Source organism: Pseudomonas sp. FeS53a (genome assembly GCF_000931385.1).
GTDB lineage: Bacteria > Pseudomonadota > Gammaproteobacteria > Pseudomonadales > Pseudomonadaceae > Metapseudomonas > Metapseudomonas otitidis.
This window is the reverse complement of sequence record NZ_JYFT01000075.1, coordinates 38,226-62,757: the sequence shown is the minus strand read 5'-3', so window position 1 is coordinate 62,757 and position 24,532 is coordinate 38,226. Positions and strand designations below refer to the sequence as shown.

Annotated in this window: 15 protein-coding genes; 6 read left to right on the top strand and 9 right to left on the bottom strand. The window is 69.2% G+C overall.

Going from position 1 to position 24,532, the window contains the following annotated elements:
• The first annotated feature begins 321 nt into the window (after positions 1-321).
• Positions 322-5,187, top strand: coding sequence for an NAD-glutamate dehydrogenase (locus SZ55_RS22955; RefSeq protein WP_044412226.1), 4,866 nt, complete (start codon positions 322-324; stop codon positions 5,185-5,187).
• A 176-nt stretch (positions 5,188-5,363) separates the two neighbouring features.
• On the opposite strand, the gene SZ55_RS22950 is transcribed toward SZ55_RS22955, so the two are convergent.
• The 4 genes from SZ55_RS22950 to SZ55_RS22935 form a co-directional block, all read right to left on the bottom strand.
• A complete protein-coding gene (locus SZ55_RS22950; RefSeq protein WP_044412223.1) occupies positions 5,364-6,344 on the bottom strand; it encodes an FAD:protein FMN transferase in 981 nt (326 codons plus the stop codon).
• Positions 6,328-8,514, bottom strand: coding sequence for a PepSY domain-containing protein (locus SZ55_RS22945; protein WP_044412221.1), 2,187 nt, complete (start codon positions 8,512-8,514; stop codon positions 6,328-6,330). The genes SZ55_RS22950 and SZ55_RS22945 overlap by 17 nt, the downstream gene beginning before the upstream one ends.
• A 15-nt stretch (positions 8,515-8,529) precedes the next feature.
• Entirely contained in the window at positions 8,530-9,000 is a 471-nt protein-coding gene (locus SZ55_RS22940) for a DUF2271 domain-containing protein (protein WP_044412218.1), read from the bottom strand.
• A 115-nt stretch (positions 9,001-9,115) separates the two neighbouring features.
• A complete protein-coding gene (locus SZ55_RS22935; protein ID WP_044412215.1) occupies positions 9,116-11,179 on the bottom strand; it encodes a TerD family protein in 2,064 nt (687 codons plus the stop codon).
• Positions 11,180-11,441: 262 nt separating this feature from the next.
• On the opposite strand from SZ55_RS22935, the gene SZ55_RS28840 reads away from it, so the two are divergent.
• A complete protein-coding gene (locus tag SZ55_RS28840) occupies positions 11,442-14,414 on the top strand; it encodes a WG repeat-containing protein (protein WP_152644538.1) in 2,973 nt (990 codons plus the stop codon).
• A 34-nt stretch (positions 14,415-14,448) separates the two neighbouring features.
• Here SZ55_RS28840 and SZ55_RS22925 read toward each other — a convergent pair whose 3' ends face one another.
• Positions 14,449-15,945, bottom strand: coding sequence for an aldehyde dehydrogenase family protein (locus tag SZ55_RS22925; protein ID WP_044412209.1), 1,497 nt, complete (start codon positions 15,943-15,945; stop codon positions 14,449-14,451).
• Between the two features lie 407 nt (positions 15,946-16,352).
• Here SZ55_RS22925 and SZ55_RS27195 point away from each other — a divergent pair, with 407 nt between their 5' ends.
• Positions 16,353-16,865, top strand: a complete 513-nt coding sequence (locus SZ55_RS27195; RefSeq protein WP_052807651.1) for a hypothetical protein — start codon at positions 16,353-16,355, stop codon at positions 16,863-16,865.
• Positions 16,866-16,931: 66 nt separating this feature from the next.
• Positions 16,932-17,393 (top strand): GNAT family N-acetyltransferase, encoded by a 462-nt coding sequence (locus tag SZ55_RS22915; RefSeq protein ID WP_044412206.1) that lies wholly within the window; start codon positions 16,932-16,934, stop codon positions 17,391-17,393.
• Between the two features lie 37 nt (positions 17,394-17,430).
• On the opposite strand, the gene dctM is transcribed toward SZ55_RS22915, so the two are convergent.
• From dctM to SZ55_RS22895, 4 genes are all read right to left on the bottom strand, one after another.
• Positions 17,431-18,714 carry a C4-dicarboxylate TRAP transporter large permease protein DctM gene (dctM, locus tag SZ55_RS22910; RefSeq protein WP_044412203.1) on the bottom strand — a complete coding sequence of 428 codons (1,284 nt, stop codon included), beginning with the start codon at positions 18,712-18,714 and terminating at the stop codon, positions 17,431-17,433.
• Positions 18,711-19,358 carry a TRAP transporter small permease gene (locus SZ55_RS22905; protein WP_044412200.1) on the bottom strand — a complete coding sequence of 216 codons (648 nt, stop codon included), beginning with the start codon at positions 19,356-19,358 and terminating at the stop codon, positions 18,711-18,713. Before SZ55_RS22905 ends, dctM begins: the two co-directional genes overlap by 4 nt.
• Positions 19,359-19,424: 66 nt before the next feature.
• A complete protein-coding gene (gene dctP, locus SZ55_RS22900; protein ID WP_044412197.1) occupies positions 19,425-20,420 on the bottom strand; it encodes a C4-dicarboxylate TRAP substrate-binding protein DctP in 996 nt (331 codons plus the stop codon).
• 318 nt (positions 20,421-20,738) lie between these two features.
• Positions 20,739-22,067 (bottom strand): hypothetical protein, encoded by a 1,329-nt coding sequence (locus tag SZ55_RS22895; protein ID WP_044412194.1) that lies wholly within the window; start codon positions 22,065-22,067, stop codon positions 20,739-20,741.
• A gap of 396 nt (positions 22,068-22,463) precedes the next feature.
• Between SZ55_RS22895 and SZ55_RS22890 the strand changes: the two genes are divergently transcribed.
• Together SZ55_RS22890 and SZ55_RS22885 are read left to right on the top strand one after the other, a co-directional pair.
• Positions 22,464-23,963 carry an APC family permease gene (locus SZ55_RS22890; protein WP_044412191.1) on the top strand — a complete coding sequence of 500 codons (1,500 nt, stop codon included), beginning with the start codon at positions 22,464-22,466 and terminating at the stop codon, positions 23,961-23,963.
• Complete coding sequence (locus tag SZ55_RS22885; protein ID WP_044412188.1) at positions 23,944-24,525, top strand: DUF3156 family protein; 582 nt, start codon at positions 23,944-23,946, stop codon at positions 24,523-24,525. The genes SZ55_RS22890 and SZ55_RS22885 overlap by 20 nt, the downstream gene beginning before the upstream one ends.
• Positions 24,526-24,532: the final 7 nt, after the last annotated feature.

The window sequence follows — 24,532 nt, the reverse complement described above, 5'->3', positions numbered from 1 at the left end:
TGGGAAAGGGGAGTGGCGAGTCTAGGGGGCACACCGGTCCTGTCGCTGTGGGCGCGCTGTAGGCACTGCCGAAGCGCTCGTGTCGTCCTCCTTCCGTGAACCCTGTCGGCTTACTGAAGGCGGCTGTCCGAGATTGACCGAATATGTCGCAGGACTAAAAGCGTCGCACCGGGTGCCGCCCTTAATCTGTCCGCGAGGATGACTGCCCGGTCCCAAGCGGTTCCGGCCCGTCACACTGCCTGAATCTCCTCCTGATCCATCACCGCGCGAATAAGCGTTCTACGCTTAACCCCCAACAACAGAGCCAAGCGGAGCACAACCATGGCGTTCTTCACCGCGGCCAGCAAAGCCGACTTCCAGCATCAACTGCAGGTGGCACTGGCGCAGCACGTCAGCGAGCAGGTCTTGCCACAAGTAACCCTGTTCGCCGATCAGTTCTTCGGCATCATCGCCCTCGACGAACTCACCCAGCGGCGCCTGTCCGACCTGGTGGGCTGCACCCTGTCGTCGTGGCGCCTGCTGGAACGCTTCGATCCCGCCAAGCCCCAGGTCCGCGCGTTCAACCCGGATTACGAGAAGCACGGCTGGCAGTCCACCCACACCGCCGTCGAAGTGCTGCACCCGGACATCCCCTTCCTGGTGGACTCTGTGCGCATGGAGCTGAACCGCCGCGGCTACAACATCCACACCCTGCAGAACAGCGTGCTCAGCGTGCGCCGCGACAAGAAGGGCGCGCTGCAGGAAGTGCTGCCCAAGGGCACCCAGGGCAAGGACGTGCAGCAGGAATCGCTGATGTTCCTGGAGATCGACCGGGTTGCCGCCCCCGCCGCCCTCAAGGCGCTGGAGAAGGCCCTGGAGGAAGTGCTGGGCGAGGTGCGTGTCGCCGTCGCCGACTTCAAGCCCATGACCGCCAAGGCCCGCGAACTGCTGGCCTGGCTGGACAAGGCCAAGCTGAAGGTGGACCCGGCCGAGCTGGCCGAGGTGAAGGTCTTCATGAACTGGCTGGTGGACAACAACTTCACCTTCCTCGGCTACGAGGAGTTCACCGTGGTGGACGAGGGCGAGGCCGGCGGCCACCTGGTCTATGACGAGCAGTCCCTGCTGGGCGTCTCGCGCCTGCGCCGTGCCGGCCTGACCAAGGCCGACCTGCACGTCGAGCGGGAAGCCGTCGACTACCTGCGCGGCCCGGTGCTGCTGTCCTTCGCCAAGGCCGCCGAGCCGAGCCGCGTGCACCGCCCCGCCTACCCGGACTTCGTCTCCATCCGCGAGCTGGACGCCAAGGGCCGGGTGGTCAAGGAATGCCGCTTCATGGGCCTGTACACCTCCGCCGTGTACGCCGACAGCGTCACCCGCATCCCCTACATCCGTGGCAAGGTCGCCGAGATCCAGCGCCGCTCCGGCTTCGACCCCCGTGCCCACCTGGGCAAGGAACTGGGCCAGGTGCTGGAAGTGCTGCCCCGCGACGACCTGTTCCAGACCCCGGTGGACGACCTGTTCGCCACCGCCATGGCCATCGTGCAGATGCAGGAGCGCAACAAGATCCGCCTGTTCCTGCGCCGCGACCCCTACGGCCGCTTCGCCTACGCCCTGGCCTACGTCCCGCGTGACGTCTACTCCACCGAGACCCGGGTGAAGATCCAGCAGATCCTCATGGAGCGCCTGCAGGCGACCGACTGCGAGTTCTGGACCTTCTTCTCCGAATCCGTGCTGGCCCGCGTGCAGTTCATCCTGCGCCTGGACCCGAAGAACAAGGCCGTGGTCGACCCCGTGCGCCTGGAGAAGGAAGTCATCCAGGCCTGCCGTTCCTGGAAGGACGACTACGCCAGCCTGATCAACGAAACATTCGGCGAGGCCAAGGGCACCCGCGTGCTCGCCGACTTCCCGAAAGGCTTCCCCGCCGGCTACCGCGAGCGCTTCGCCGCGCACTCGGCGGTGGTGGACATGCAGCACCTGTACAGCCTGTCCGAGCAGCGCCAGCTGGTGATGAGCTTCTATCAGCCGCTGACCCAGGGCGAGCAGCTGCTGCACTGCAAGCTCTACCACGCCGACACGCCGCTGCCGCTGTCCGACGTGCTGCCGATCCTGGAGAACCTCGGCCTGCGCGTGCTGGGCGAGTTCCCCTACCGCCTGACCCGCCAGGACGGCCGTGAATTCTGGATCCACGACTTCGCCTTCACCGCCGCCGCCGGCGTCGAGGTGGACATCCAGGAACTCAACGACACCCTGCAGGACGCCTTCGTCCACATCGTCGGCGGCGACGCCGAGAACGACGCCTTCAACCGCCTGGTGCTGACCGCCTCCATGCCCTGGCGCGACGTGGCCCTGCTGCGTGCCTATGCCCGCTACCTGAAGCAGATCCGCCTGGGCTTCGACCTGTCCTACATCGCCAGCACCCTGCTCAACCACACCAACATCGCCAAGGAACTGGTGCGGCTGTTCAAGACCCGCTTCTACCTGGCCCGCAAGCTCTCCGCCGACGACCTGGAAGACAAGCAGCAGAAGCTCGAACAGGCCATCCTCGGCGAGCTGGACAACGTCGCCGTGCTCAACGAGGACCGCATCCTGCGGCGCTACCTCGACCTGATCAAGGCGACCCTGCGCACCAACTTCTACCAGCCCGACGCCAACGGCCAGAACAAGGGCTACTTCAGCTTCAAGCTGAGCCCGCGCCTGATCCCCGACATCCCGCGTCCGGTGCCCAAGTTCGAGATCTTCGTCTACTGCCCGCGCGTGGAAGGCGTGCACCTGCGCTTCGGCGACGTCGCCCGTGGCGGCCTGCGCTGGTCCGACCGCGAGGAAGACTTCCGCACCGAAGTGCTGGGCCTGGTGAAGGCGCAGCAGGTGAAGAACGCCGTCATCGTGCCCATGGGCGCCAAGGGCGGCTTCATCCCCCGGCGCCTGCCGGTGGGCGGCAGCCGTGACGACATCCAGGCCGAGGCCATCGCCTGCTACCGCATCTTCATCAGCGGCCTGCTGGACATCACCGACAACCTCAAGGACGGCCAGGTGGTACCGCCGGCCAACGTGGTGCGCCACGACGCCGACGACCCCTACCTGGTGGTGGCGGCCGACAAGGGCACCGCGACCTTCTCCGACATCGCCAACGGCATCGCCCAGGAATACGGCTTCTGGCTGGGCGACGCCTTCGCCTCCGGCGGCTCCGCCGGCTACGACCACAAGGGCATGGGCATCACCGCCAAGGGCGGCTGGGTCTCGGTGCAGCGGCACTTCCGCGAGCACGGCATCGACGTGCAGAAGGACAACTTCACCGTCATCGGCATCGGCGACATGGCCGGCGACGTGTTCGGCAACGGCATGCTGCTGTCGGACAAGCTGCAGCTGGTGGCCGCCTTCAACCACATGCACATCTTCATCGACCCGAACCCGGACGCCGCCAGCAGCTTCGTCGAGCGCAAGCGCATGTTCGACCTGCCGCGTTCCTCCTGGGCCGACTACGACACCAAGCTGATCTCCGAAGGCGGCGGCATCTTCCTGCGCAGCGCCAAGAGCATCGCCATCAGCCCGCAGATGAAGGCGCGCTTCGACATCCAGGCCGACAAGCTGACCCCCACCGAGCTGCTCAACGCCCTGCTCAAGGCCCCGGTGGACCTGATCTGGAACGGCGGCATCGGCACCTACGTGAAGTCCAGCAAGGAAAGCCACGCCGACGTCGGCGACAAGGCTAACGACGCCCTGCGCGTGGACGGCCGCGAACTGCGTGCCAAGGTGGTGGGCGAGGGCGGCAACCTCGGCATGACCCAACTCGGCCGCGTGGAGTTCGGCCTCAACGGCGGCGCCAGCAACACCGACTTCATCGACAACGCCGGTGGCGTGGACTGCTCCGACCACGAGGTGAACATCAAGATCCTGCTGGGCGAGATCGTCGGCGCCGGCGACATGACCGGCAAGCAGCGCAACACCCTGCTGGCGAAGATGACCGACGCCGTCTCCAACCTGGTGCTCGGCAACAACTACAAGCAGACCCAGGCCCTGTCCCTGGCCCAGCGCCGCGCCCGCGAGCGCATCGGCGAATACAAGCGCCTGATCGCCGCCCTGGAGGCCGCCGGCAAGCTGGACCGTGCCCTGGAGTTCCTGCCCAGCGACGAGGAGCTCAACGAGCGCCTCGCCAACGGCCAGGGGCTGACCCGTCCCGAGCTGTCGGTGCTGATCTCCTACAGCAAGATCGACCTCAAGGAATCGCTGCTCAAATCCCTGGTGCCGGACGACGACTACCTCGCCCGCGAGATGGAGACGGCCTTCCCGCCGCTGCTGGCCGAGAAGTACGGCGAGGCCATGCGCCGCCACCGCCTGAAGCGCGAGATCATCAGCACCCAGATCGCCAACGACCTGGTCAACCACATGGGCATCACCTTCGTGCAGCGCCTGAAGGAGTCCACCGGCATGAGCGCCGCCAACGTCGCCGGTGCCTACGTGGTGGTGCGCGACGTGTTCCGCCTGGCGCACTGGTGGAAGCAGATCGAGGCCCTGGACTACAAGGTGCCCGCCGAGCTGCAGCTGACCCTGATGGACGAGCTGATGCGCCTCGGCCGCCGCGCCACCCGCTGGTTCCTGCGCAGCCGCCGCGAAGACCAGAACGCCGCCCGTGACGTCGGCCACTTCGGCCCCCGCGTCGCCGAACTGGCCGGCCGCCTGGACGAGCTGCTGGAAGGCCCGGCCCGCGAGCAGTGGCTGGCCCGCTACCAGGCCTATGTCGAAGCCGGCGCACCGGAGGAACTGGCCCGCGTCGTCGCCGGCACCAGTCACCTCTACACGCTGCTGCCGATCATCGAAGCCGCCGACGTCACCGGCAAGGACGCCGCCGAAGTGGCCGCCGCCTACTTCGCCATCGGTGGCGCGCTGGACCTGTCCTGGTACCTGCAGCAGATCACCGGCCTGCCGGTGGAGAACAACTGGCAGGCGCTGGCCCGCGAAGCCTTCCGCGACGACCTCGACGGTCAGCAGCGGGCGATCACCATCTCCGTGCTGCAGATGGCCGATGCCCCGGCGGACATGGACGAGCGCGTCGCCCTCTGGCTGGAACAGCACCGTCCGCTGGTGGAGCGCTGGAAGGTGATGCTCACCGAACTGCGCGCCGCCACCGGCACGGACTACGCCATGTACGCCGTGGCCAACCGCGAGCTGATGGACCTGGCCCTGAGCGGCCAGCACGGGGTGAACATCCCCTGATGCTCGGCCCGACCTGAGTTGTTGTGCTCTCAGCCCCGCCTGTGTGCGGGGCTTTTTTTCGCCTGTTCCCCGGTGTCGCGCGGCTGGCTATCGAGAGCTGCAGCCACTCGCTGATCCGTGAGGCCCGGCGCCCTGCCGTCAGGGGATAGGGAAGAGGGGAGCCAATCCGATGGGCACTACGAAGCGGTGCCGGGCTCAGAAGGTGCGGCATCACCCGCCTCGATCCGCCCCTCGAACACGGTCACCTCCCGCACCCCACCACCTTCCCGGATCAGGAAGATCGCCTCCAGTCCCCGCGCCTGCGCCAGCTTCGGCCCGTGCTCGGGGCCGCTGACCATCAGCGCGGTGGCCCAGGCATCGGCCAGCATGCAACTGGCCGCGATCACGCTGACCGAAGCCAGCGGATTGCGCAGGGGCGCCCCCGTGGCCGGGTCGAAGGTGTGGGCGAGGCGCTCGCCGTCCTGCTCGACCCAGTGACGGTAGTCACCGGAGGTGGCGATGGCCGCGTCCTGCAATTCCACCACCCCGCGCACCTCGCGGCGGCCGTGCAGCGGTTGCTCCAGGGCCACGGCCCAGGGCTGCCCGTCGGGCTTGCAGCCACGGGCGCGCATCTCGCCGTCGATGCCCACCAGGTAGGCCGGGATGCCGAAGCCGTCCAGGGTCTCCGCCAGGCGATCGACCCCATGGCCCTTGGCGATGCCGTTGAGGTCCAGCGCCAGCGGGTGGTGCTTGCGCAGCCGGCTGCCGGCGCGGTCCAGCTCCAGGGCGCCGCGCCGGTGCGGGTGCGCGAGCGCGCCCGCCGTGGCCGTGCCGGGCGGGCCGAAGCCCCAGGCCTGGACGGGCGCACCGAGGCTGATGTCGAAGGCCCCGGCGGAGAGCAGGCCGACGTTGAGGCCGGCATCCACCACCCGCAGCAGCGCCGGGGACAGCGGCAGCCAGGTGTCCAGCGGGGCAGCGTTGAGCCGGCTCAGTTCGGAGTCGGGCCGCCACAGCGACATCTGCTGCTCCACGCGCTCCACCGCCTCGGCCAGGGCCTGGCGGATGGGCTCCAGGTCGCGTCCCGGCTCGGTGTAGAACAGCGCGGTGAAGCGGCTGCCCATGGTCGGCCCGCTGAGGGTCGCGCGCACCCGGGGCGGGGTATCAGTAGACGTCTTCACGGTAGCGCCCCTGTGCCTTGAGGTGGTTCACATCCAGGCCCAGCGGGGCCAGCACGCGGTCCAGCGCATGCATCACGCCCTGGGCCATGTCGCGGCCGCCGCACACCAGCACCTGGGCACCCTGGGCCAGCAGTTGGCGCAGCACCGGTGCGTCGCCCAGCAGGCGGTCCTGCACGTGCTGGCGCTCGGCGTGCTGGGAGAAGGCCGCGCACAGCCGGGTCAGGCGCTGGTCGGCCAGGTAGCCGCGCAGTTCGTCTTCATAGAGGAAGTCCGACGCAGGGTGGCGACCGCCCCAGTACAGGTGCATCGGGTGCTGCTCGCGGTTGTTGCGGATGAAGCCGGTGAGCGGGCCGATGCCGGTGCCGGCGCCGATGAGGATCACCGGGTGACGCCCGCTGGCGGGTCGGAACTGCGGGTTCGGCTGGATGAAGGCCTGCACCTGCCCGCCGATGGGCAGCCTGTGCAGCAGGCTGGAGCACAGCCCGTCTTCGTGCCGGCGCACGCAGATCTCCAGCACGCCGTCTTCGGCGCCACTGGCCAGGGAGTAGAAGCGCGGCATCGCGCTGCCGGGCGGGACGATGCCCACCAGGTCGCCGGCCTCGAAGGCGGGCAGGGCGGCGCTGCCGGAAGGCGCGCGGAAGCGCAGCACCTGGGTGGGCGCGTTCACCTGTTCGCCGTAGACCCGGCGTTCCATCAGTTCCAGCGGTTGGCTGGCGGGGGCGCTGGGCTGGTGCTCCAGCTGCAGCGGGTGCCCCAGGGCCTCGCCCAGGGCCAGGCCCCAGCGGTGGAAGGCCTGCGGCGACTGGCGGTCGATGCGCTCCAGCGGCAGCAGCGGCCGGGCGCCTTGGGCCAGCAGCGCGGCATCCACCGCCTCGGCGTAGGCACAGAAGCGCGGGAACTGTCGGTCGCCGAAGCCCAGCACGGCCACCGGCAGGTCGGCCTGCAGCCCATCACGGGCCAGGCGTTCGAGGAAGCGCGAGGCGGATGCCGGCGCTGCGCCGTCGCCGTGGGTGGCGGTCAGCACCAGCAGCTGGCGGGCCAGGGGGTAGTGGGGCGCGAGGTCGTTCATCGGTGCGCAGTGGACGCGGTGCCCGGCGCTCGCCAGGGCCTCGGCCAGGGTGCGGGCGAAGCCCCAGGTGCTGTGGTGCTCGCTGCCCACCAGCACCACGCAGTCGGCGTCTTCGGCCGCGTGGTTGTCGTCCAGCCGCACCCGGTCGCTGCGCCGGCGCCACCACATCTGCACGCCGCTGAGGGTCATCAGCGGTACGCCCAGGGCCGCCAGGCCGAGGACGGCGGCCAGCCAGCCGAGCCCTTCGCCGGTGTGCAGGCGCCAGGCCCATTCATAGGCCTGGTGGGCCGTGTTGTAGGGCTGGAAGCCGAGCCACTGGCCGCTGGCCGGGTCGACGTAGCCTTCGCCGTCGCGGGTGCTCAGGCCGTAGGGCTCACCGGGGTTGTCGGGGCTGGGGAAGGTCAGCTCGCGCAGCTGCGCCAGGGGCAGCGTCTGCAGGGCACCGAGCTCGGCCACCGGAGCGGGGCGGGCATCGGCCTGCAGCTCGGGGTAGGGCGGCTCCGCCCCGCTGCCGTCGTCCACCAGGCCGAAGGTGCCCGCCGCCAGGTACAGCCCGGTGCAGGCGGTGAGCAGCAGCACCGGCAGGGAGGCGCGCGCCACCTGCAGGTGCCAGCGCTGCATCAGGCTGCCCTTGAGCGGGGCGAACAGGCGTCGCCAGCCGCCCATGCGTCGGGCCAGCAGCCAGGCGCCGGAGAGGCTCAGCACCAGCATGGCCAGGGCGCCCAGGGCGGCGCCGGCGTGGCCGGGCGTGCCCAGCAGCAGCGCCCGGTGCAGTTCACGCACCCAGCGCCAGAAGGGCGACGGGGCGTAGGCACCGAGGCTGGCGCCGGTCTGCGGGTCGACCCGTTCGGCCAGGGCCTGCCCGTCGCGGCGGTAGTGCACCACCAGCGTGCCGGAGGGCAGCTGGCGCAGCTGTTCGACGTCGGGGAAGCGCTCGCTCACCTGGCCGGCCAACTGGGCGACGCTCACGGGGGCCTCGGCGCGGGGCACGCTGGCCTGGTCCAGCACCGGGGACAGGGCCAGCAGGGCGCCGCTGAGGGCCATCAGCATCACCAGCAGGGCGGCGAACAGGCCGGGCAGGGCGTGGGTCTTGCGCAGCATGGGGGTGCCCTCCGGTCAGAGGTCGTAGCGCAGGGATTGCACGTAGCCGTTGCCGCTCACCGGCTTGCCGGCGCCGTCGCGGGTCAGCGGCACCACCACGTCGGCGCGCACGTCACGGTGGTCTTCCACGGCGCTGTCGATACGGATCTGGTAGCCGGCGTCGATCAGGTTGTCCGCCACCTCGGCGCTGATTTTGAGGGTGCCGCCGCTGCCGACGCTGGCGCCGGTCAGCCCGTCGAATTCGCTGGCCTTGAGCCCGCTGCCGCGTGCCCAGTCGGTGAGGTGGCGGTAGTACTTGGCCTTCTTCCCGGCGACCCAGAGGGTCTGCTGGTACTGGCCCTGGGCATTGGTGAGGTAGACCGCGAGGTAGGCGTCGTTACCGCTGTAGTCGGTGAGGTCGGCCTGCAGGGTGACTTCGCGGGCCTGGGCGATGCCCGAGACCAGCAGGGCGCTGGCGAGGCCGGAGGTGGTGAGGAGTCTGTTCATGGCAAGGGTCCGGGTGGCGGGAGATGGACACAGCCTGAACCCCTTATCTGAAACCTGGCTTAAGCGGACTGAAAAATGTGTGAAAGGGCCGTGCACGCCCCGGATGGGGCGCGCCTCAGAGGAACTCGGCGCGGATGCGGTCGAGGTCCAGCGGGTCGATGTCGCCGTCGGGTCCGAAGCGCAGGTCGGCCTCGGCGGGGTCGTCCACCTCGCTGCCACGGGCCTCGGCGTGCAGCTCGAACAGGGTGTGGAGGTCCGGCGTGGCCAGGTCGCTCATGGCCCGGAGCATCAGGGCGATGCCGCTGAGGTTGTTGGCCACGTTGTTCCAGCGCGGGTAGCCACCCAGGCCGATGTCGGTCCAGATCACCTGCCGTGCCTCCAGGTCGAGGATGAAGGGCAGGCAGGTCTGCTGGTCGCTGGCCAGGTCCAGGCGGTCTTCCACGGTGCGTGCCTCGAAGGGCTCGCCGGAGTTCACCTGGTCACGGGCCATCCAGCCGGCGAAGCACTCCGGCAGGTCGCAATAGGGCTGCCGGGTGTAGCTGTTGATGCAGGTGACCACGAAGCGGATGCCGCGTGTGCGCAGCAGCTCCAGGTCCAGGTCGATGAATTCCGCTGCGCCTTTCGGGGCGTCGACGATGTCGCCGCTGTGGTGCCCGCCGTAGTGGCGCAGGTTGTAGAAGGACACCACGTCGCGGTAGCCGAAGCCGCCGTCGAAGAAGGCTGCCGAGAGGTCGATGTCGGTGCGCTCGCGGCCGTTGGTCCACCAGAGGAACAGGCGGATGAAGCGGGTGTCCGGCAGCGGCAGGCGGCTGCCGCGCACCAGGGTGCGCAGTGCCTTGGCGGCCGAGCGCTGGGCCAGCGGCACCTTCAGGTCCGCCAGCGCCGGATCCAGGTAGCAGCGGCCCAGCGGAGGGCGTGTGGCGAAGCGCGCCACCAGGGCCGCGCGCAGGTGCGCGATGACCTGGGTGCGCAGCGTGCCCGGCAGCGCCGGGCGTTGCTCCGGCGTGCACCAGGCGCGGGCGGCGTCGCCCTTGGGGAAGAAGGTGCGCAGCGCGGCCTGGCCGCGGTGCTGGAAATGCGCCAGGGCCTGCAGCAGCACAGCGGTGGACACCTGTTCGGCCACACGGGCGAAGGTGGCGAGGACGTCCTCGGGTTGGTCGCCGCTGCGCAGCAGGTGGTCCAGGCGGCGGGCCAGCTCACCGGGGCGGGTGCGCAGCAGGCGGGTGGCGTCGGCGCTGTGGCCTGCCGCCAGGGCCTGTTCGACGCGGCTGTTGAACCCTTCGAAGGGGCGGTCTTCACGCAGCACCTGGAAGGCGTCCCAGGCCTGGGGGAAACGCTCGCGCCACTGGCCGGGGTGCAGGGCTTCGCCCAGGCGCTTCCAGCGTTCCTTCCAGCGCAGCATGTCTTCCACCGGCGCCGGGCAGGCTTCCAGCAGTCCCAGCAGCAGGCGCCGCTCGCGCCGTGCAAGGCCCTTGAAGCGGCAGGCCTGGGCCAGGGAGGCATCGCCCTCGCACAGGCACGCGGCCAGGCGCAGCACATCGGTGGCGGTGCGCAGCTGGGCCCGGGCAAAGGCCTCGGCGCCATCGAACGGCCCATGGCGCAGCAGCAGCGCGGCGATCAGCGCGAGGTTTTCCTTGAACGGGATGCTTGCCGGCAGCAGCCGCATCACCCCCTCGCCATAGACGCTGACGAAGGTGCGCAGGTCGTCCCGGTCCTCCACCGACAGCGAGCTGCTGGAGGCGGCCAGGCGGGTGAAGATCGCCTCGCGCTCGGCCACGCTGCCCAGGCGGATCAGCCGGGGCGCGCGGCCGTGCAGCAACGGCACGGGGGCGTCCTGTGTGGCCGGGTGTTCGCGAAGCAGGGTCAGGTAGTGCTGCACCGCGCGCTGGTACAGCGCGTACTCGGGCACCTGGCGCACGCTGCGGGGGAACTCGGGGAACAGGGGCCGGTACTGCCGGTGGGCACCGGTGAGCGCGGCCAGGGTGGTGCGCAGTTCCACCAGCACCTCGGCCAGTTGCGCCGTGGACTGGGTGGCCAGCCGCTCCACCAGGGGCTCGTCGAGCACGAAACCGAGGTTCTCCACCTCCTGCTGCACCATCACCACGTCCCTCGGGCTGGCACCGCCGGCCCCGGGCTCCAGTACGAAACGACGGCTGCGCCGCAGGAAGAGTCCGTTCACATCAGCTCCTGGAAATGAAAAGCCCACCAGGCGGTGGGCGGTGTGGAAAGCGGGCACCCTAGTTTCAGAGGTAGAAGGAAGGACGCCCATAGCCACGGCGCGATGATAGTGCGGTCCTGGCCAGCAGGAAAACCGCCGAAGTTGCGAAGCTTCGACGCCTTCGCATTTCCAGGGGCGCCGCTCTGGTGGCGCTGCCTGCGCCGCGCCATCATTGCGCGTTTTTTCGCAGGCCCTCAGGAGGGGTGACGGCATGGAGCAGGGCATGGCATGGGAGGCGGCCTCGGGCGCCTGGTTGCACCTCGGGCAGGACGAGGCGCCGCCGCGCTGCGTGGCTTTCTGTGGCGAGGTCCCGGCGTTGTGGCTGGTGCTGCTGGGCGGTGCCCGCGAGGTGCCGGCCGTCACCCCGGCCACGGCCGGCTACCAGGTGCCGGTCATTGGCCTGCGGGTATCGCTGGAACAGGCCCTGGCCAACTGGCAGCGGTTGGGCGAGTGGCTGCAGGCACACCCGCAGTTCTACCGCGTGCCCGCCCTGGGCCTGTGCCTGGCGGCGGTGGAGGCGTGGTTGCGGACGGCAGCCGAGGACCAGGGCACGGCCTGGCTGCAGGGTGACCTGGATGCCGTTTCCGGGCCGTTCGACCGCAACGCTCCCTCGCGCAGCGGCTTCTGGCGCTGGAATGCCGATGACCGGCTCCAGGCCCTGGCCGATGGCTCGGCGGACCTGCACCGCCTCACCGGCGTGATGGATTTCGAGGAACTGGGCGAGTGGCACCGTGGGTTCGGCTTCGGCACCCTGCGCCACCCCTGGTTCGAGGCCCTGGGGCAACTGGATGGGTTCGCCGCGTTGGAGCACCCCTTCCCGGCGCTGCCGCCCTGTGAGCCGGTGGAACATGACCCCTGGTGGGAGCACCGCTACCGGGCCCACGCCCAGGACGATCGCTGGGGCCTGGTCAACCAGGCGGACGGCACCTGGCACGAGGCCCCGCGCTGGGACGCCATCCTGCCGGACAGCCACAGCTTCATCCGCGTCTGGGTACGCCAGGGCGCGCTGTGGGGTGTGCTGCAGATCGAACCGGCGGTGGAGCTGCTGCTGGCCCCGCAATTCGACGCGGTGGTGGACAGCGCCTGTGACGACCACATGGTGGCCAGCCAGGGCGGCCTGCTGGGGCTGATGCACATTCCCAGCGGCCAGTGGCGGCTGCCGCCGCGCTTCCACGAGCTGCGCCGGGAGACTGACGAGCTGCTGCGGGCCCGGGAGGGTGCGCACTACGGCTTCCTCGACCTCGACAGTCAGTGGCGGGTGCCGCCCCGTTACCAGGACACACGGCCCTTCGGTGGCACGCTCGCCTTCGATGCCCCGGGCCTGGCCTGGGTGATGGCGGACGGCCGCTGGGGCCTGCTGGACGAGCAGGGCCAGGAGCGCCTGGCCTGCTGCTACGACCAGGTGGAGTGGCGGCAGGAGCATGACCATCGCGGCTGGCGCGTAGGGCGGGATGGCCGCCAGGGCTGGGTCGGCATCGACGGCCGCGAGGCGGTGCCCTGCGAATGGGACGAGGTGGACTGCTACGAGCCCTACCAGCACCCTCTGCAGGCCGAGGGCATCTACCGGGTGACCCGCAACGGCCTGCACGGCCTGCTGCCGGCGCTGGGCGACTGGCACGTGGCCCCGCGCTACACGGAGATCGAACCGCTGGGGCTCGGCCAGGGGGCCGCGCCGTTGCCGGTCGACCCCTGGCGCAGTGCGCCGGAGCCGGACGGCAGCCTGGCGGCGTGGATCGCCGAGGGCGGTGGCGAGCCCGGCGCGCCGCGGCTGCTGATCCGTGTGCGCGACCAGCAGGGGTGCGCGGTGATCGACGAACGCGAACGGCAGTGGGTGCCGCCGTCGCCGGGGCTGGTGGAAACCCTGGGCAACGGCAACCAGCGCTGGCTGAAGCGAACCGATGAGCAGGACCGCCAGCAGCTTTGGAGCCTGGCCCGTGGCGAGCCCGCGCTGCCCGGCTGGCACGCCGGGGTCGAGGTGCTGGAGCTGCCGGACCAGCCGCTGCTGCTGACCTTCGAACGCCTCGACGGCCCCGAGGGCTTCAGCCTGGGCCTGCGCCTGTGGCGGGAAACGGGCGAACCTGCGCTGGAGGGCTGCTTCAGCGCCCTGGCGGGCCAATCGTTCTGGCTGCCACGGCTGGACGACGACACCCGCGAACAGCTGCTCGAGGCCTGGAGCCGTGGGCAGGACGTACCGGCCGAGGCCTGGGAGGCGGGGCAGGCACAGCCCTGTTTCGTCCGCCCCGGCCAGCCCCGGCAGAGTGCCCAGGCGGCCTGGCAGGCGCGCTACCTGGCCGGCGACCTGCAGGCCGCGTTGGCCCTGTCGCGCCTGGCCGCTTCCCCCACGGAGGCCTACGCCTGGGCCCGCCGGGCTTGTGCACTGGACGGCGGCACGGGCACGCCGAGCGCGGGCGCCTGGTTGCAACTGACGCGCCTGGCGCTGCAAGGCGCGGGCGGTGATGACGCCCTGCCGGCGGCCCGTGACTGGGTGGCCCGGGTGCGGGCGTCGGAGCCTGAGCTGGACGAAGGCTTCGAGGCCTCGGCCCTGGAGGCGCGCCTGTGGCTGGAGCCGGCTGCGGGCCCGGTGGATGGCGCGCGGGCCCTGGCGGCGGCCGATTACCTGGTTGCGGTGACCGGCGCGACCCAGGCGCTGCACCACGAGGGGCGCTACCTGCTGGGGCGCTGCCACCGTGAGGGGCAGGGCACAGCGGTGGACCTGGACGCCGCCCGTGAGCACTGGCGCATCGCGGCCGCCGACGGCCATGGCGCCGCCACCCGGGCGTTGGTGGAACTGCTGGCCGAGCAGGCCTCGGCCGAGGACGACCAAGCCGCCGCCGAGCGCCTGTGGCTGGAGGCCCGGCAGCACGCCTGGAATTACCTGGAGCACCCCGGCGACGCCGGTGACGCGGCGGTGATCAGCGCCTTGCACGGGTTCTGTGGCGAGCTGGAACTGCTCAGCGAACCCCTCGATTGGGCGGCCGCCGAATACCACCTGTTGCAGGCCGCCGAGGGGGGCCATCTGCCTGCCATGGGCTTGCTGGCAGTGGAGGTCTATCGCCGACGCGGGAGCCCACTGCGGGACGGTCGCCAGGCCCGTGCCTGGGCGCTGCGCCATGCCGAGGCCAGTGGCGCGCTGCCGGCGGAGGCGCCGGCCGCCTGGCGCTGGCTGCTGGGCTGGCTCCTCTGGCTGCGGGGGTGAGGCATGGGCCGCCCGGGAGGGCGGCCCGTGGGCATCAGTAGGTGATGCACACCGACTTCAGCTCGGTGAAGCCTTCGATGGCGGCGCGGCCGAACTCGCGGCCGATGCCGGAGTGCTTGTAGCCGCCGAAGGGCAGGTTGGGGTCCACCGGGACGTGGTTGTTGACCCAGACGGTGCCGGCCTCGATGCGCGGGATGAGGTCCATCACCCGGCCCAGGTCGTTGCTCCAGATGCTCGCGGCCAGGCCGTAGGGGCTGTCGTTGACCATCTCCACGGCCTGGTCCAGGTCGGTCCAGGGCAGCACCGACAGCACCGGGCCGAAGATTTCCTCACGGGCCGGGGTCATGGACTGGCTGACGTTGGCCAGCACGGTGGGCTCGACGAAGAAGCCCGGCAGGTCCGGCTGGCCGCCGCCGATGCAGACCCGCGCGCCCTGTTCCCGGGCCTGGCCCAGGTGATGCAGGACGTGCTGCTGGTGGCGGCGCGAGACCAGTGCGTTGATCTGCGCCTCCGGGTCCAGGCCGGGGCCGACCTTCATGCCGGCGACGCCGGCACAGAGCGCCTCGACGAAGGCGTCGTAGCGGCTGGCATGCACGTACAGGCGCGAGGCCGCCGCGCACACCTGCCCCTGGTTGAGCAGGCCGCCGCCGATAGCGCCGGCCACGGCCTGGTCGATGTCGGCATCGGGCAGCACCAGCATGGGGTTCTTGCCGCCCAGTTCGAGGGTGAAGCGGGTCAGGTTGTCCAGCGCCGCGTGGCCGACCTTGCGGCCGACGGCGGTGGAGCCGGTGAAGGACACCTTGTTCACCAGCGGGTGGGCCACCAGGGCGGCACCGGCGTCGGCCCCGCCCACCAGCACGTTGAACACCCCGGCCGGCACCCCGGCCTGGAGCGCCAGTTCGGCCAGGCGCAGGGCGGTCAGCGGGGTCTCGTCCGCCGGCTTGATGACGATGGTGCAGCCGCAGGCCAGCGCCGGCACCACCTTCCACAGGGCGATCATCATCGGGAAGTTCCACGGCACGATGCCGGCCACCACCCCGGCCGGCTCGCGGCGGGTGTAGGCGTTGAAGCGCGCACCGGCGGGCACGGGGATAGACACGTCGAGGGTCTGGCCTTCGATCTTGGTGGCCCAGCCGGCCATGTAGCGCATGTAGTTCACCGAGGCGCCCACTTCCACCGCGCGGGCCAGGTGGATGGATTTGCCCTGGTTGAGGGTTTCCAGCTGGGCCAGTTCCTCGCCGTGGGCCTCCACCAGGTCGGCGAAGCGCAGCAGCACCCGCTCGCGCTCGGCCGGGGCCAGGCGGTTCCAGGCGCCGGAGCGGAAGGCAGCGCGGGCGGACTGCACGGCGGCATCCACCTGGTCCAGGTCGGCCTGGACGGTCTGTGCCAGCACCTCGCCGCTGGCGGGGTTGTGGATCGGCCGCAGGGTGCCCTGGGAGGGTTGCTGCTGGGCGCCGTCGATGAACGAGGCGTGGTGGCGGGCGACGAAGGCGTCGACGGCGGGCAGGGTGGGAATCAGTGCGTGGCTCACGGGCGGCTCCGGGTTCGAGGCAGTTCAGGGATGGCCCGGAAAGGGCGTTCCCCAGCTTACGAACCCCGCTGTGGCCCGGCTTGACTCTGCCTGCCAGGCGCACATGACCCTGCGTGCAAGGGGGGGGCGCCCCGTCACCCAGCGGCAACAGCACTGGCACGCAGGGTCAAGCCAGCCTGCGGCGGCTGGGCGATAGTGAGCCTGCCGCTCGTGGGCGGCAGGCTTTACTTCATCAGCGCTCCGTTTTTCAGTTTTTGTGCCGCCGTGTTGGTCACCGGCGGCTTTTTTTCGCCTGCGGGTTTGTAGGCACGGTGATGCGGTTCGCCGAGCTCACCGCATCCTACGAAGGGTTCCGTATAGTTCGCGTTTGGTAGTGCCGGGGGAACTATGGGAAAGGAGCGTTATTGATGTATCCAAGCGCATACGAGGCACCGGAAGAGATTCGGGCGCTGTCCGGACCCTGTGGGCCGTTGGCTGTCTGGATGGTGTTGAAACGCCATGGAGTGGAGGTCCCCGCTGAGGAAATCATCAAGCGGTGCCGCTACACCCCTGAAGAGGGGTGTTACACCGTTTGCTTGGCGGAGGCACTCGTTTCCTTTGGCCTGAGGGTCAGGTTTCACACTCAGCCGGATGACGATAAGCAACCAGGGGAGCTGCTTTCATACTCTGCGTTGGAGTGCACCTATCCTGCTGTTTCGTTGGTGACGTTGCATAAGTTGTTCATGCAAGGCGCCTGCGTAATCTTGTTCTACGCGACCTCGTCAGGGGCGCACTTTTCTCCGCTCGCCGGCATTCGGGCAAACAAGCTCCTCCTGGCCAATGATGCTGTTCCGCATATGCTCATATCCCGGTTCCGTCGCCGCTGGCGCGAGCCGGGCATTCTCAGGCAGGCCATTGTGGTGTTCGGCAAGGAGATGTGAGCGTCCACTGCCTTGAAGCTCCGCGTAGGGTAGTGGGCCGGATCGATAACCCCAAGGATGATGACCATGGCCCTCGTGCGTGTTGCCCGTTCCGATGATTTGCCGGCTGCGAGTGCGGTGTGCCTGGCGGCGTTCCGTGGCCGGGTGGCGCCGACACTGGGGGCGGAAGGGGTGGCCACTTTCGAGGCGCTGGCGCAGCCCGAGGCGTTCGCGGCGCGGCAGGCCGGGGGCAATCGGTTGTGGGTGGCCGAGCACGCGGGGCGGGTGGTCGGGGTGGTGGAGCTGCGTGAGCAGCGGCACCTGTCGATGCTGTTCGTCGACCCGGGCTGCCAGGGGCAGGGCATCGGCCGGGCGCTGGTGCAAGCCGTGGTGCCGGCGGTGCTGGCCGAGGGGCTGACGGTGAATGCCTCGCTGACCTCGGTGGAGGCTTATCGGCGCTTCGGTTTCACCTGCACGGGGGAGGTGTTCGAGCAGCGTGGCCTGGTGTGCCAGCCGATGGTGCTGGCGCTGGAAGATCGCGCGCCCTGAACGCAGAAAGCCCGGCAGGGCCGGGCTTTCTCGGGGATCAGTTCATGCCGATCCAGTTGGGCAGGACCAGGGAGATCCAGGGGACGTAGGTCACCAGCACGAGGAAGCCGAGCAGGATCAGCAGCCACGGCATGGCGGCGCGGATGGTCTGGGTCAGCGGCATGCCGGTCACCGCGGAGGTGACGAACAGGTTGAGCCCCACTGGTGGCGTCACCAGGCCGATCTCCAGGTTCACCACCATGATGATGCCGAGGTGGATCGGGTCGATGCCCAGCTTCATGGCGATGGGGAACAGGATGGGCGCGAGGATCAGGATGATCGCCGACGGTTCCATGAACGCCCCGGCGATCAGCAGCACGATGTTCACCACCAGCAGGAAGGTCACCGGCGTCAGGCCGGCATCCAGCACCCAGGCAGTGATCTGCTGCGGCAGCTGCTCGGTGGTCAGCACGTGGGCGAAGAGCATGGCGTTGGCGATGATGAACATCAGCATGATCGACAGCTTGCCCGACTCCAGCAGCACCTTCGGCACTTCGCGGAAGGTCATGTCCTTGTAGACGAACAGCGCGATGAACGCCGAGTACACCGCTGCCACGGCGGCCGCCTCGGTGGGGGTGAACATGCCCGAGTAGATGCCGCCGAGGATGATCACCATCAGCAGCAGGCCCCAGATGGCACGACGGGCAGCGGTCAGCCATTCGCGGAAGGTGGCGCGGGGCAGGGCGGGGAGGTTCTTCTTCACCGCGACGATGTAGATGGCGATCATCAGCACCACGCCGAGCATGATGCCGGGCACGACGCCGGCCATGAACAGCTTGCCCACCGAGGTCTCGGTGGCGGCAGCGTAGACCACCATGACGATCGACGGCGGGATGAGGATGCCCAGGGTGCCGGCGTTGCAGACGATTCCGGCGCCGAACGACTGCGGGTAGCCCGAGCGCACCATGCCGGCGATGGCGATGGAGCCCACGGCGGCGACGGTGGCGGGGCTGGAGCCGGAGAGTGCGGCGAACAGCATGCAGGCCATGACGGCGGCGATGGCCAGGCCGCCACGGATGTGGCCGACGCAGGCGTTGGCGAAGTCGATCAGCCGGCGCGCGACGCCGCCGGTGGTCATGAAGGCGCCGGCCAGCAGGAAGAACGGGATCGCCAGCAGGGTGTAGTGCTCGGAGGTCTCGAACAGCTTGATGGCCAGCGAGCGCACCGAGTCCGGGCTGAACAGCATGATGGTCACGGAGCCGGCCAGGCCCAGGGACACGCCGATGGGCACGCCCATGAACATGAGCAGGAACAGCAGGAAGAACAGGAACAGGACGGTCATTTCGAGTCTTCCTTGTGCGGGCTGTCGTCGTGCTCGGAGAGCTTGACCGCTTCGGCGGCTTCATCCGCGAGGCCGAGGCCGGTCTGGCGGCCCTGCAGGATGCGCACGAGGACTTCGGCAAAGCGGATGAACACCAGGGCGAAGCCCAGGGGCAGGATCAGGCCGATGTGCCATTGCTGGATGCCGTAGTGGCCCAGGTCTTCGGCGCCGATGCCGGCGGTGAACAGGGTCTGCACCCATTCGAAGCTGGCGGTGCCCATCAGCCCGGCATAGGCCAGGCAGCACAGGCAGGCGAGGATGCCGATGATGCGCTGGGCCGGACGGGGGAACAGCTTGACCACGGCGTCCACGCCGATGTGGCCGGCGGTGCGCACGCCGTAGGCGAGGCCGAAGAAGATCAGCCAGGCGAACAGGGCCTTGGTCAGCGAGTTGCTCCAGGTCATGGCCTGGGCCATGGCGAGGATGGAGTCGCCGATGCCGAACAGGGTTTCGCTGGCCGACTCCCAACGGTCCGCCAGGTTGTAGAAGAGGGTGTAGAGGTTGTTGAGGATGACGTAGACGAAGGTCACCAGCGTCATGGCCGCCAGGAGGAAGGCGATGAAGGCCTCCTCGAAGTGGTCCCAGACGCGCCGGAGGGCGTTCATGGAGATTCTCCCGATGGCAGGAAGGACGACGGATGCGGGGCCTTGCGGCCCGCACCCGTGGTGGTCTTACGGGGCCTGGTTGGCGGCCTCGGCGGCCTTGATCAGGTCGGGGCCGATCTCGGCTTCGAACTTCTTCCACACCGGCTTCATGGCTTCGCGCCATGCGTTGCGCTGCTCGGGGGTGAGTTCGATGATCTCGCTGGTCTTGGCGTCGATGATGCGCTGCTTGTCGCCCTGGTTGAGGGCTTCGGCCTGCTTGTTCACCTCTTCGGTGACTTCGACGGTGATCTTCTCCAGCTCGCTGCGGACATCAGCTGGCAGGCCGTTCCAGAACTGGGTGTTGGTGATCAGCATGTAGTCCAGCACGCCGTGGTTGGACTCGGTGATGTACTTCTGCACCTCGTGCATCTTCTGCGAGTAGATGTTCGACCAGGGGTTCTCGGCACCATTCACCACGCCGGTCTGCAGGCCCTGGTAGACCTCGGCGAAGCTCATCTTGCGCGGGTTGGCGCGCACGGCCTTGAACTGCTCTTCCAGCACGGCGGAGGCCTGTACGCGGAACTTCAGGCCGCGGGCGTCCTTGGGCTCGCGCAGCGGCTTGTTGGCCGAGAGCTGCTTCATGCCGTTGTGCCAGTAGCCCAGGCCGGTGATGTTCTTGCTCTCCATGGACTTGAGCAGCTTCTGCCCTTCGGGGCTGTGCTGGAAGCGGTCAACGGCCTGGATGTCGTTGAACAGGAAGGGCAGGTCGAACAGCTGCACCTGCTTGGTGTACTGCTCGAACTTGGCCAGGGACGGGGCGATCATCTGCACGTCGCCCAGCAGCAGCGCTTCCATTTCCTTGCCGTCGCCGAACAGCGACGAGTTGGGGTAGACCTCGACCTTCACCTTGCCGGCCAGACGCTCTTCCGCGAGCTTCTTGAACAGCAGCGCACCCTGGCCCTTGGGCGTGTGCTCGGCGACGACGTGGGAGAACTTGATGACGATGGGGTCGGCCGCATGGGCCAGACCGGCGGCGCCCAGTGCGAGCGCACAGGCGAGGGCTTTCAGAGCAGGTTTGAACATCAGATGCATCCTCTTGTTGTTCTGGGTTGGAACGGTCGTTCCATCATTCCATTGGAGACAACAAGAGAGTCTAGGCGCCATCCCCGGGGTTGGAGGTGGTGCAAAGGGCGCGGCTTGACTGTCGTTCTTGTTGGCTCGCGGCCTCAGGTGGAGCAAGGGATGTGCCAGGGGGTGGCGGGACGGGAAGGCGCGGGGAGGCTGGGCTGTGCGTCAGGGGTGGGATGTGCTGTGGCGGAAAACCGCCATATTCGGTCTTTTTGATGGCGGATTCCCGCCATAAAGGGGCGCGGAGCGGCTGGCACGCTCCGCGCCGTTTCCTCAGAACATCACGGCCAGGGTCAGCTGGCTGTAGACGTTGGTGCCGTTGCCGCCGACCTGGTTGCCGCCGCTGGTTTCGTCACGGTCGGGTCGGTAGAGGCCGACCAGGGGGCTGATCAGCAGGTGGTCGTTGACCGCCCACTCCAGGTACAGGTCCAGCTCGCGGCCGTCGAGGTTGAGCTGCTCGCGGCGGTCCAGGGTGTTGAAGTCGAAGTACAGGACGCCGAGGGTGAGGTTCTCCAGGGGCTTGGCCTTCAGGCCGACATGGTGGATGCCGGTGTTGCGGTTGAACGGGCCGGCGTAGTTGGAGGCCACTTCGCCCTGGAACCAGGTGCCGTAGCCGCTGGAGAAGCCGTTGAACATCGAGTCCCAGTCCTGGGAATAGCGGCTGTAGCGGTAGGTGAGCTTGGGCGCCCAGGCGACGTCGGCGAAGGTGTAGCCGGCCTCGGTGTACCAGGCGGTTTCGCGGCCGGCGTCCTTGTCCTGCCAGGCGTATTCAAAGCCGAAGCTGGCGTTCTCGATGCCGGCATCGCCTTCGCCGCGCAGGCTGTAGATGTCCATGCCTTCGCGCTGCTTCTGGAAGTCGCTGGCCCACTGGTCGGTGACGTCGAGGCCGTGGATCCAGGTCAGCCCCAGGGTGCCGGCCTTGCCGGTGTAGTCGAGGGTGCCGGCGGCCAGCTCGGTCTCGGCCTGGGCGCGGTTGTCGGATTTGAGCCAGAGCACGCTGCCGTGCAGGCCGTCCTGGCCGCCCAGGCGCAGCACGGCGGTGCGGTCGAAGGCATGGCGGGCGGCGATGTAGTAGGCGCCGCCGCGGTCGAGGGCGCCGTCGGCCGGGCCCTGGCCGAGGTTGGGGCCGTCGTCGTTGATCAGGAAGCCGGTGCCCAGCTTGACCACCTGGCGGCCGAAGGAGACGTCGATGCCGTCCTCGCCCAGCACCGGCACCAGGTCGGCGGAGCGCCAGCCCAGGTTGGCGTCTTCGATCTTGGTGGTGCGCTCGCGGCCGAGGGTGTTGCCCGCCGGGTCGCCGTCGCCCCAGGTGGCCGAGCTGACCCAGTTGAGGGCGCCGTAGAGGGTGCCGTTGCCGGCCAGGCCCTGGGTGCCGCTGACGCCGTACTTGATGAAGCCCTCGCGCCAGGTGGAGCCGCCGGAGGTGCCGTCGTAGTTCTTGCGGCTGTTCATCATGCCGTAGACGGCCAGCAGGTCGGCGTTCAGGTGGGTGTCCTCATCGGCGTAGAACTCGTAGGCGCGCGCGCCCTGGCTGGCGGCGAGCAGGGCCGCGCCCAGGGCGATGGCCTGTGCCAGCCTGTGCAGTCGGATCGGGTGCCCCATGGTGTGTCTCCCTTGCGTGGTGTTGTGCGTCCGGGGCGTCGGCCCCGTGGTGGGTTGGCATGCCGTGGCGGGGGGCGACGGCGGGGGCATTTGTGCGCCGATGGGGCTGGGCCGTCTTGTCCGTCCCTGCCAGGCGCTTGACCGCGCCGGACGTGGCCTGGCGGATGTCAGCCAGCTACAAGAGGGGCGGCAGGCAGGGRCAAGACGCTGGCGCGGGGCGGGGGCAAAGTGACCCGGACCCTGCACCGTTGCGCCGGTTTCGCGCAGCCCGGTGGGGGCGACAGACGGGCCTGGCGATGCGCCGAATGGCTGATAGGGGAACGGGGGTTGCCTTCATGCTCTGGCCAGGCCGGTGTCACGACAAATCAGAACAACAGACTCCGAGGTCCACCCACCATGTCGCTCAATGAACAGCTCAGCGTGCACCTGAGCCGAGGCTCGGTCGGCTTCCCGACGGCCCTGGCCAGTACCATCGGCCTGATCATGGCCAGCCCGGTCATCCTCACCGCCACCATGGGCTTCGGCATCGGCGGCAGCGCCTTCGCCATCGCCATGCTGATCGCCCTGGTGATGATGCTGGCGCAGTCCACCACCTTCGCCGAAGCCGCGTCGATGATCCCCACCACCGGCTCGGTGTACGACTACATCTCCTGCGGCATGGGGCGCTTCTTCGCCATCACCGGCACCATCGCGGCCTACCTGATCGTCCACGTGTTCGCCGGCACCGCCGAAACCATCCTCTCCGGGGTGATGGCGCTGGTGAACTTCGAGCACCTCAACACCCTGGCCGAGTCGGCAGGCGGTTCCTGGCTTTTGGGCGTGGGCTTCGTGGTGGTGTTCGGCATCCTCAATGCCTTCGGTGTCAGCGTGTTCGGCAAGGCCGAGGTGATCCTCACCTTCGGCATGTGGACCACGCTGATGGTGTTCGGCGTGCTCGGGGTGCTGGCCGCGCCGGCGGTCGAGCTGGATGGCTGGTTCGGCGCCTCCCTGGTGGGTACCGATGTGGTCACCGTGCTGTCCCTGGTGGGCATGGCGATGTTCATGTTCGTCGGCTGCGAGTTCGTCACCCCGCTGGCGCCGGACCTGCGCAACTCCGCCCGCACCATGCCCCGTGCCATGGCCCTGGGCCTGTGTGGCGTGGCCTCGTGCATGTTCATCTACGGCGCGGCGATGAAGCGCCAGGTGGAGAACGTGCTGCTGGACGAAGCCACCGGCGTGCACCTGCTGGATACGCCGATGGCCATTCCGCAGTTCGCCCAGCAGGTGATGGGCGACATCGGGCCGATCTGGCTGGGCATCGGCTTCCTCTTCGCCGGGGCGGCCACCATCAACACCCTGATGGCCGGCGTGCCGCGCATCCTCTATGGCATGGCGGTGGATGGCGCGCTGCCGAAGGTCTTCGCCTACCTGCACCCGCGCTTCAAGACCCCGGTGCTGTGCATTGCCGTGGCGATGCTGATTCCCTGCGCCCACGCGGCCTACCTGGGTGGCAACGCCGACAACATCGTGCCGCTGATCCTCGCGGCGGTCTGTGCCTGGGGCACGGCCTATCTGCTGGTGACGATCTCGGTGGTGCTGCTGCGCCTGCGTCGGCCTGACCTGCCGCGTGCCTACCGCTCGCCGTTCTTCCCGCTGCCGCAGATCGTCTCCAGCGTCGGCATCCTCATCGGCCTGTGGTTCATCGCCCCGCCGGGCATGAGCCGCAGCGATGTCTACGTGCCCTTTGCCGTGATGCTCAGCCTGACCGCCGCCTACGCGCTGTTCTGGACCCTGGTGGTGCAGCGGGTGAACCCGTTCCGCCCGGTGCCGGTGGAGGAGATCCTGGCGAAGGAGTTCAGCCACGAGCCGGGCATTCACCCTGCGGAGTTCCCGGGCCATGTTGCAAAGGCTGTCTGACCGGCTGGGCTGGAACCGCGCACCCTCGGGCTACCGCCCGGGGGTAACCCTGGCCCACCTGCGGCGCGACCTGGCCGGGCTGGACTGCGAGCCGCTGGGCCCCGGCCTGGCGCGCTTCGTGACGGCGGACGGGGTGCCGTTCGAGGCCCGCGAACGCACCCAGTCCGAGCTGCTGATGCACCTGGTGCTGGTGGAGTTCTCCCTCTGCGTGCCGTCCCGCGAGGAGGGCCCCGCGCGGTTGGCGCTGCGCCACACCGGGCTGGTGCGTCGCGAGGGGCTGGCGATCCGCCGCATGGCGGGCCAGGGCGAGACGCTGGAGGCGCTGGTGCACGCGCTGGAAAGCGACCCGGCGCTGAAGGCGGCGCTGATGCCGCTGGACTTCAAGCGCCTGGAGCTGGAACGCACGGGCAGCACCTGGCAGGTGCGCCTGGAGCACATGGGGGCCAGCGAGGTGGTCAACCGCATGCCGGCCTTCCGTCGCTACATCCGCCTCGATGGGCCGCAGCGGGCCCTGCTGCTGGATGCGTTGCAGGCACTGACGCGGCTGCTGGCGCAGCATTGAGGGCCGG

What these genes read in the sequence shown, in the direction of transcription:
- SZ55_RS22955 (WP_044412226.1), top strand. Translation starts at nt 322, where the DNA reads ATGGCGTTCTTCACCGCGGCCAGCAAAGCCGACTTCCAGCATCAACTG.
- SZ55_RS22945 (WP_044412221.1), bottom strand. Translation starts at nt 8,514, where the DNA reads ATGCTGCGCAAGACCCACGCCCTGCCCGGCCTGTTCGCCGCCCTGCTG.
- SZ55_RS22940 (WP_044412218.1), bottom strand. Translation starts at nt 9,000, where the DNA reads ATGAACAGACTCCTCACCACCTCCGGCCTCGCCAGCGCCCTGCTGGTC.
- SZ55_RS28840 (WP_152644538.1), top strand. Translation starts at nt 11,442, where the DNA reads ATGGCATGGGAGGCGGCCTCGGGCGCCTGGTTGCACCTCGGGCAGGAC.
- SZ55_RS27195 (WP_052807651.1), top strand. Translation starts at nt 16,353, where the DNA reads ATGTATCCAAGCGCATACGAGGCACCGGAAGAGATTCGGGCGCTGTCC.
- SZ55_RS22915 (WP_044412206.1), top strand. Translation starts at nt 16,932, where the DNA reads ATGGCCCTCGTGCGTGTTGCCCGTTCCGATGATTTGCCGGCTGCGAGT.
- dctM (WP_044412203.1), bottom strand. Translation starts at nt 18,714, where the DNA reads ATGACCGTCCTGTTCCTGTTCTTCCTGCTGTTCCTGCTCATGTTCATG.
- SZ55_RS22905 (WP_044412200.1), bottom strand. Translation starts at nt 19,358, where the DNA reads ATGAACGCCCTCCGGCGCGTCTGGGACCACTTCGAGGAGGCCTTCATC.
- dctP (WP_044412197.1), bottom strand. Translation starts at nt 20,420, where the DNA reads ATGTTCAAACCTGCTCTGAAAGCCCTCGCCTGTGCGCTCGCACTGGGC.
- SZ55_RS22895 (WP_044412194.1), bottom strand. Translation starts at nt 22,067, where the DNA reads ATGGGGCACCCGATCCGACTGCACAGGCTGGCACAGGCCATCGCCCTG.
- SZ55_RS22890 (WP_044412191.1), top strand. Translation starts at nt 22,464, where the DNA reads ATGTCGCTCAATGAACAGCTCAGCGTGCACCTGAGCCGAGGCTCGGTC.
- SZ55_RS22885 (WP_044412188.1), top strand. Translation starts at nt 23,944, where the DNA reads ATGTTGCAAAGGCTGTCTGACCGGCTGGGCTGGAACCGCGCACCCTCG.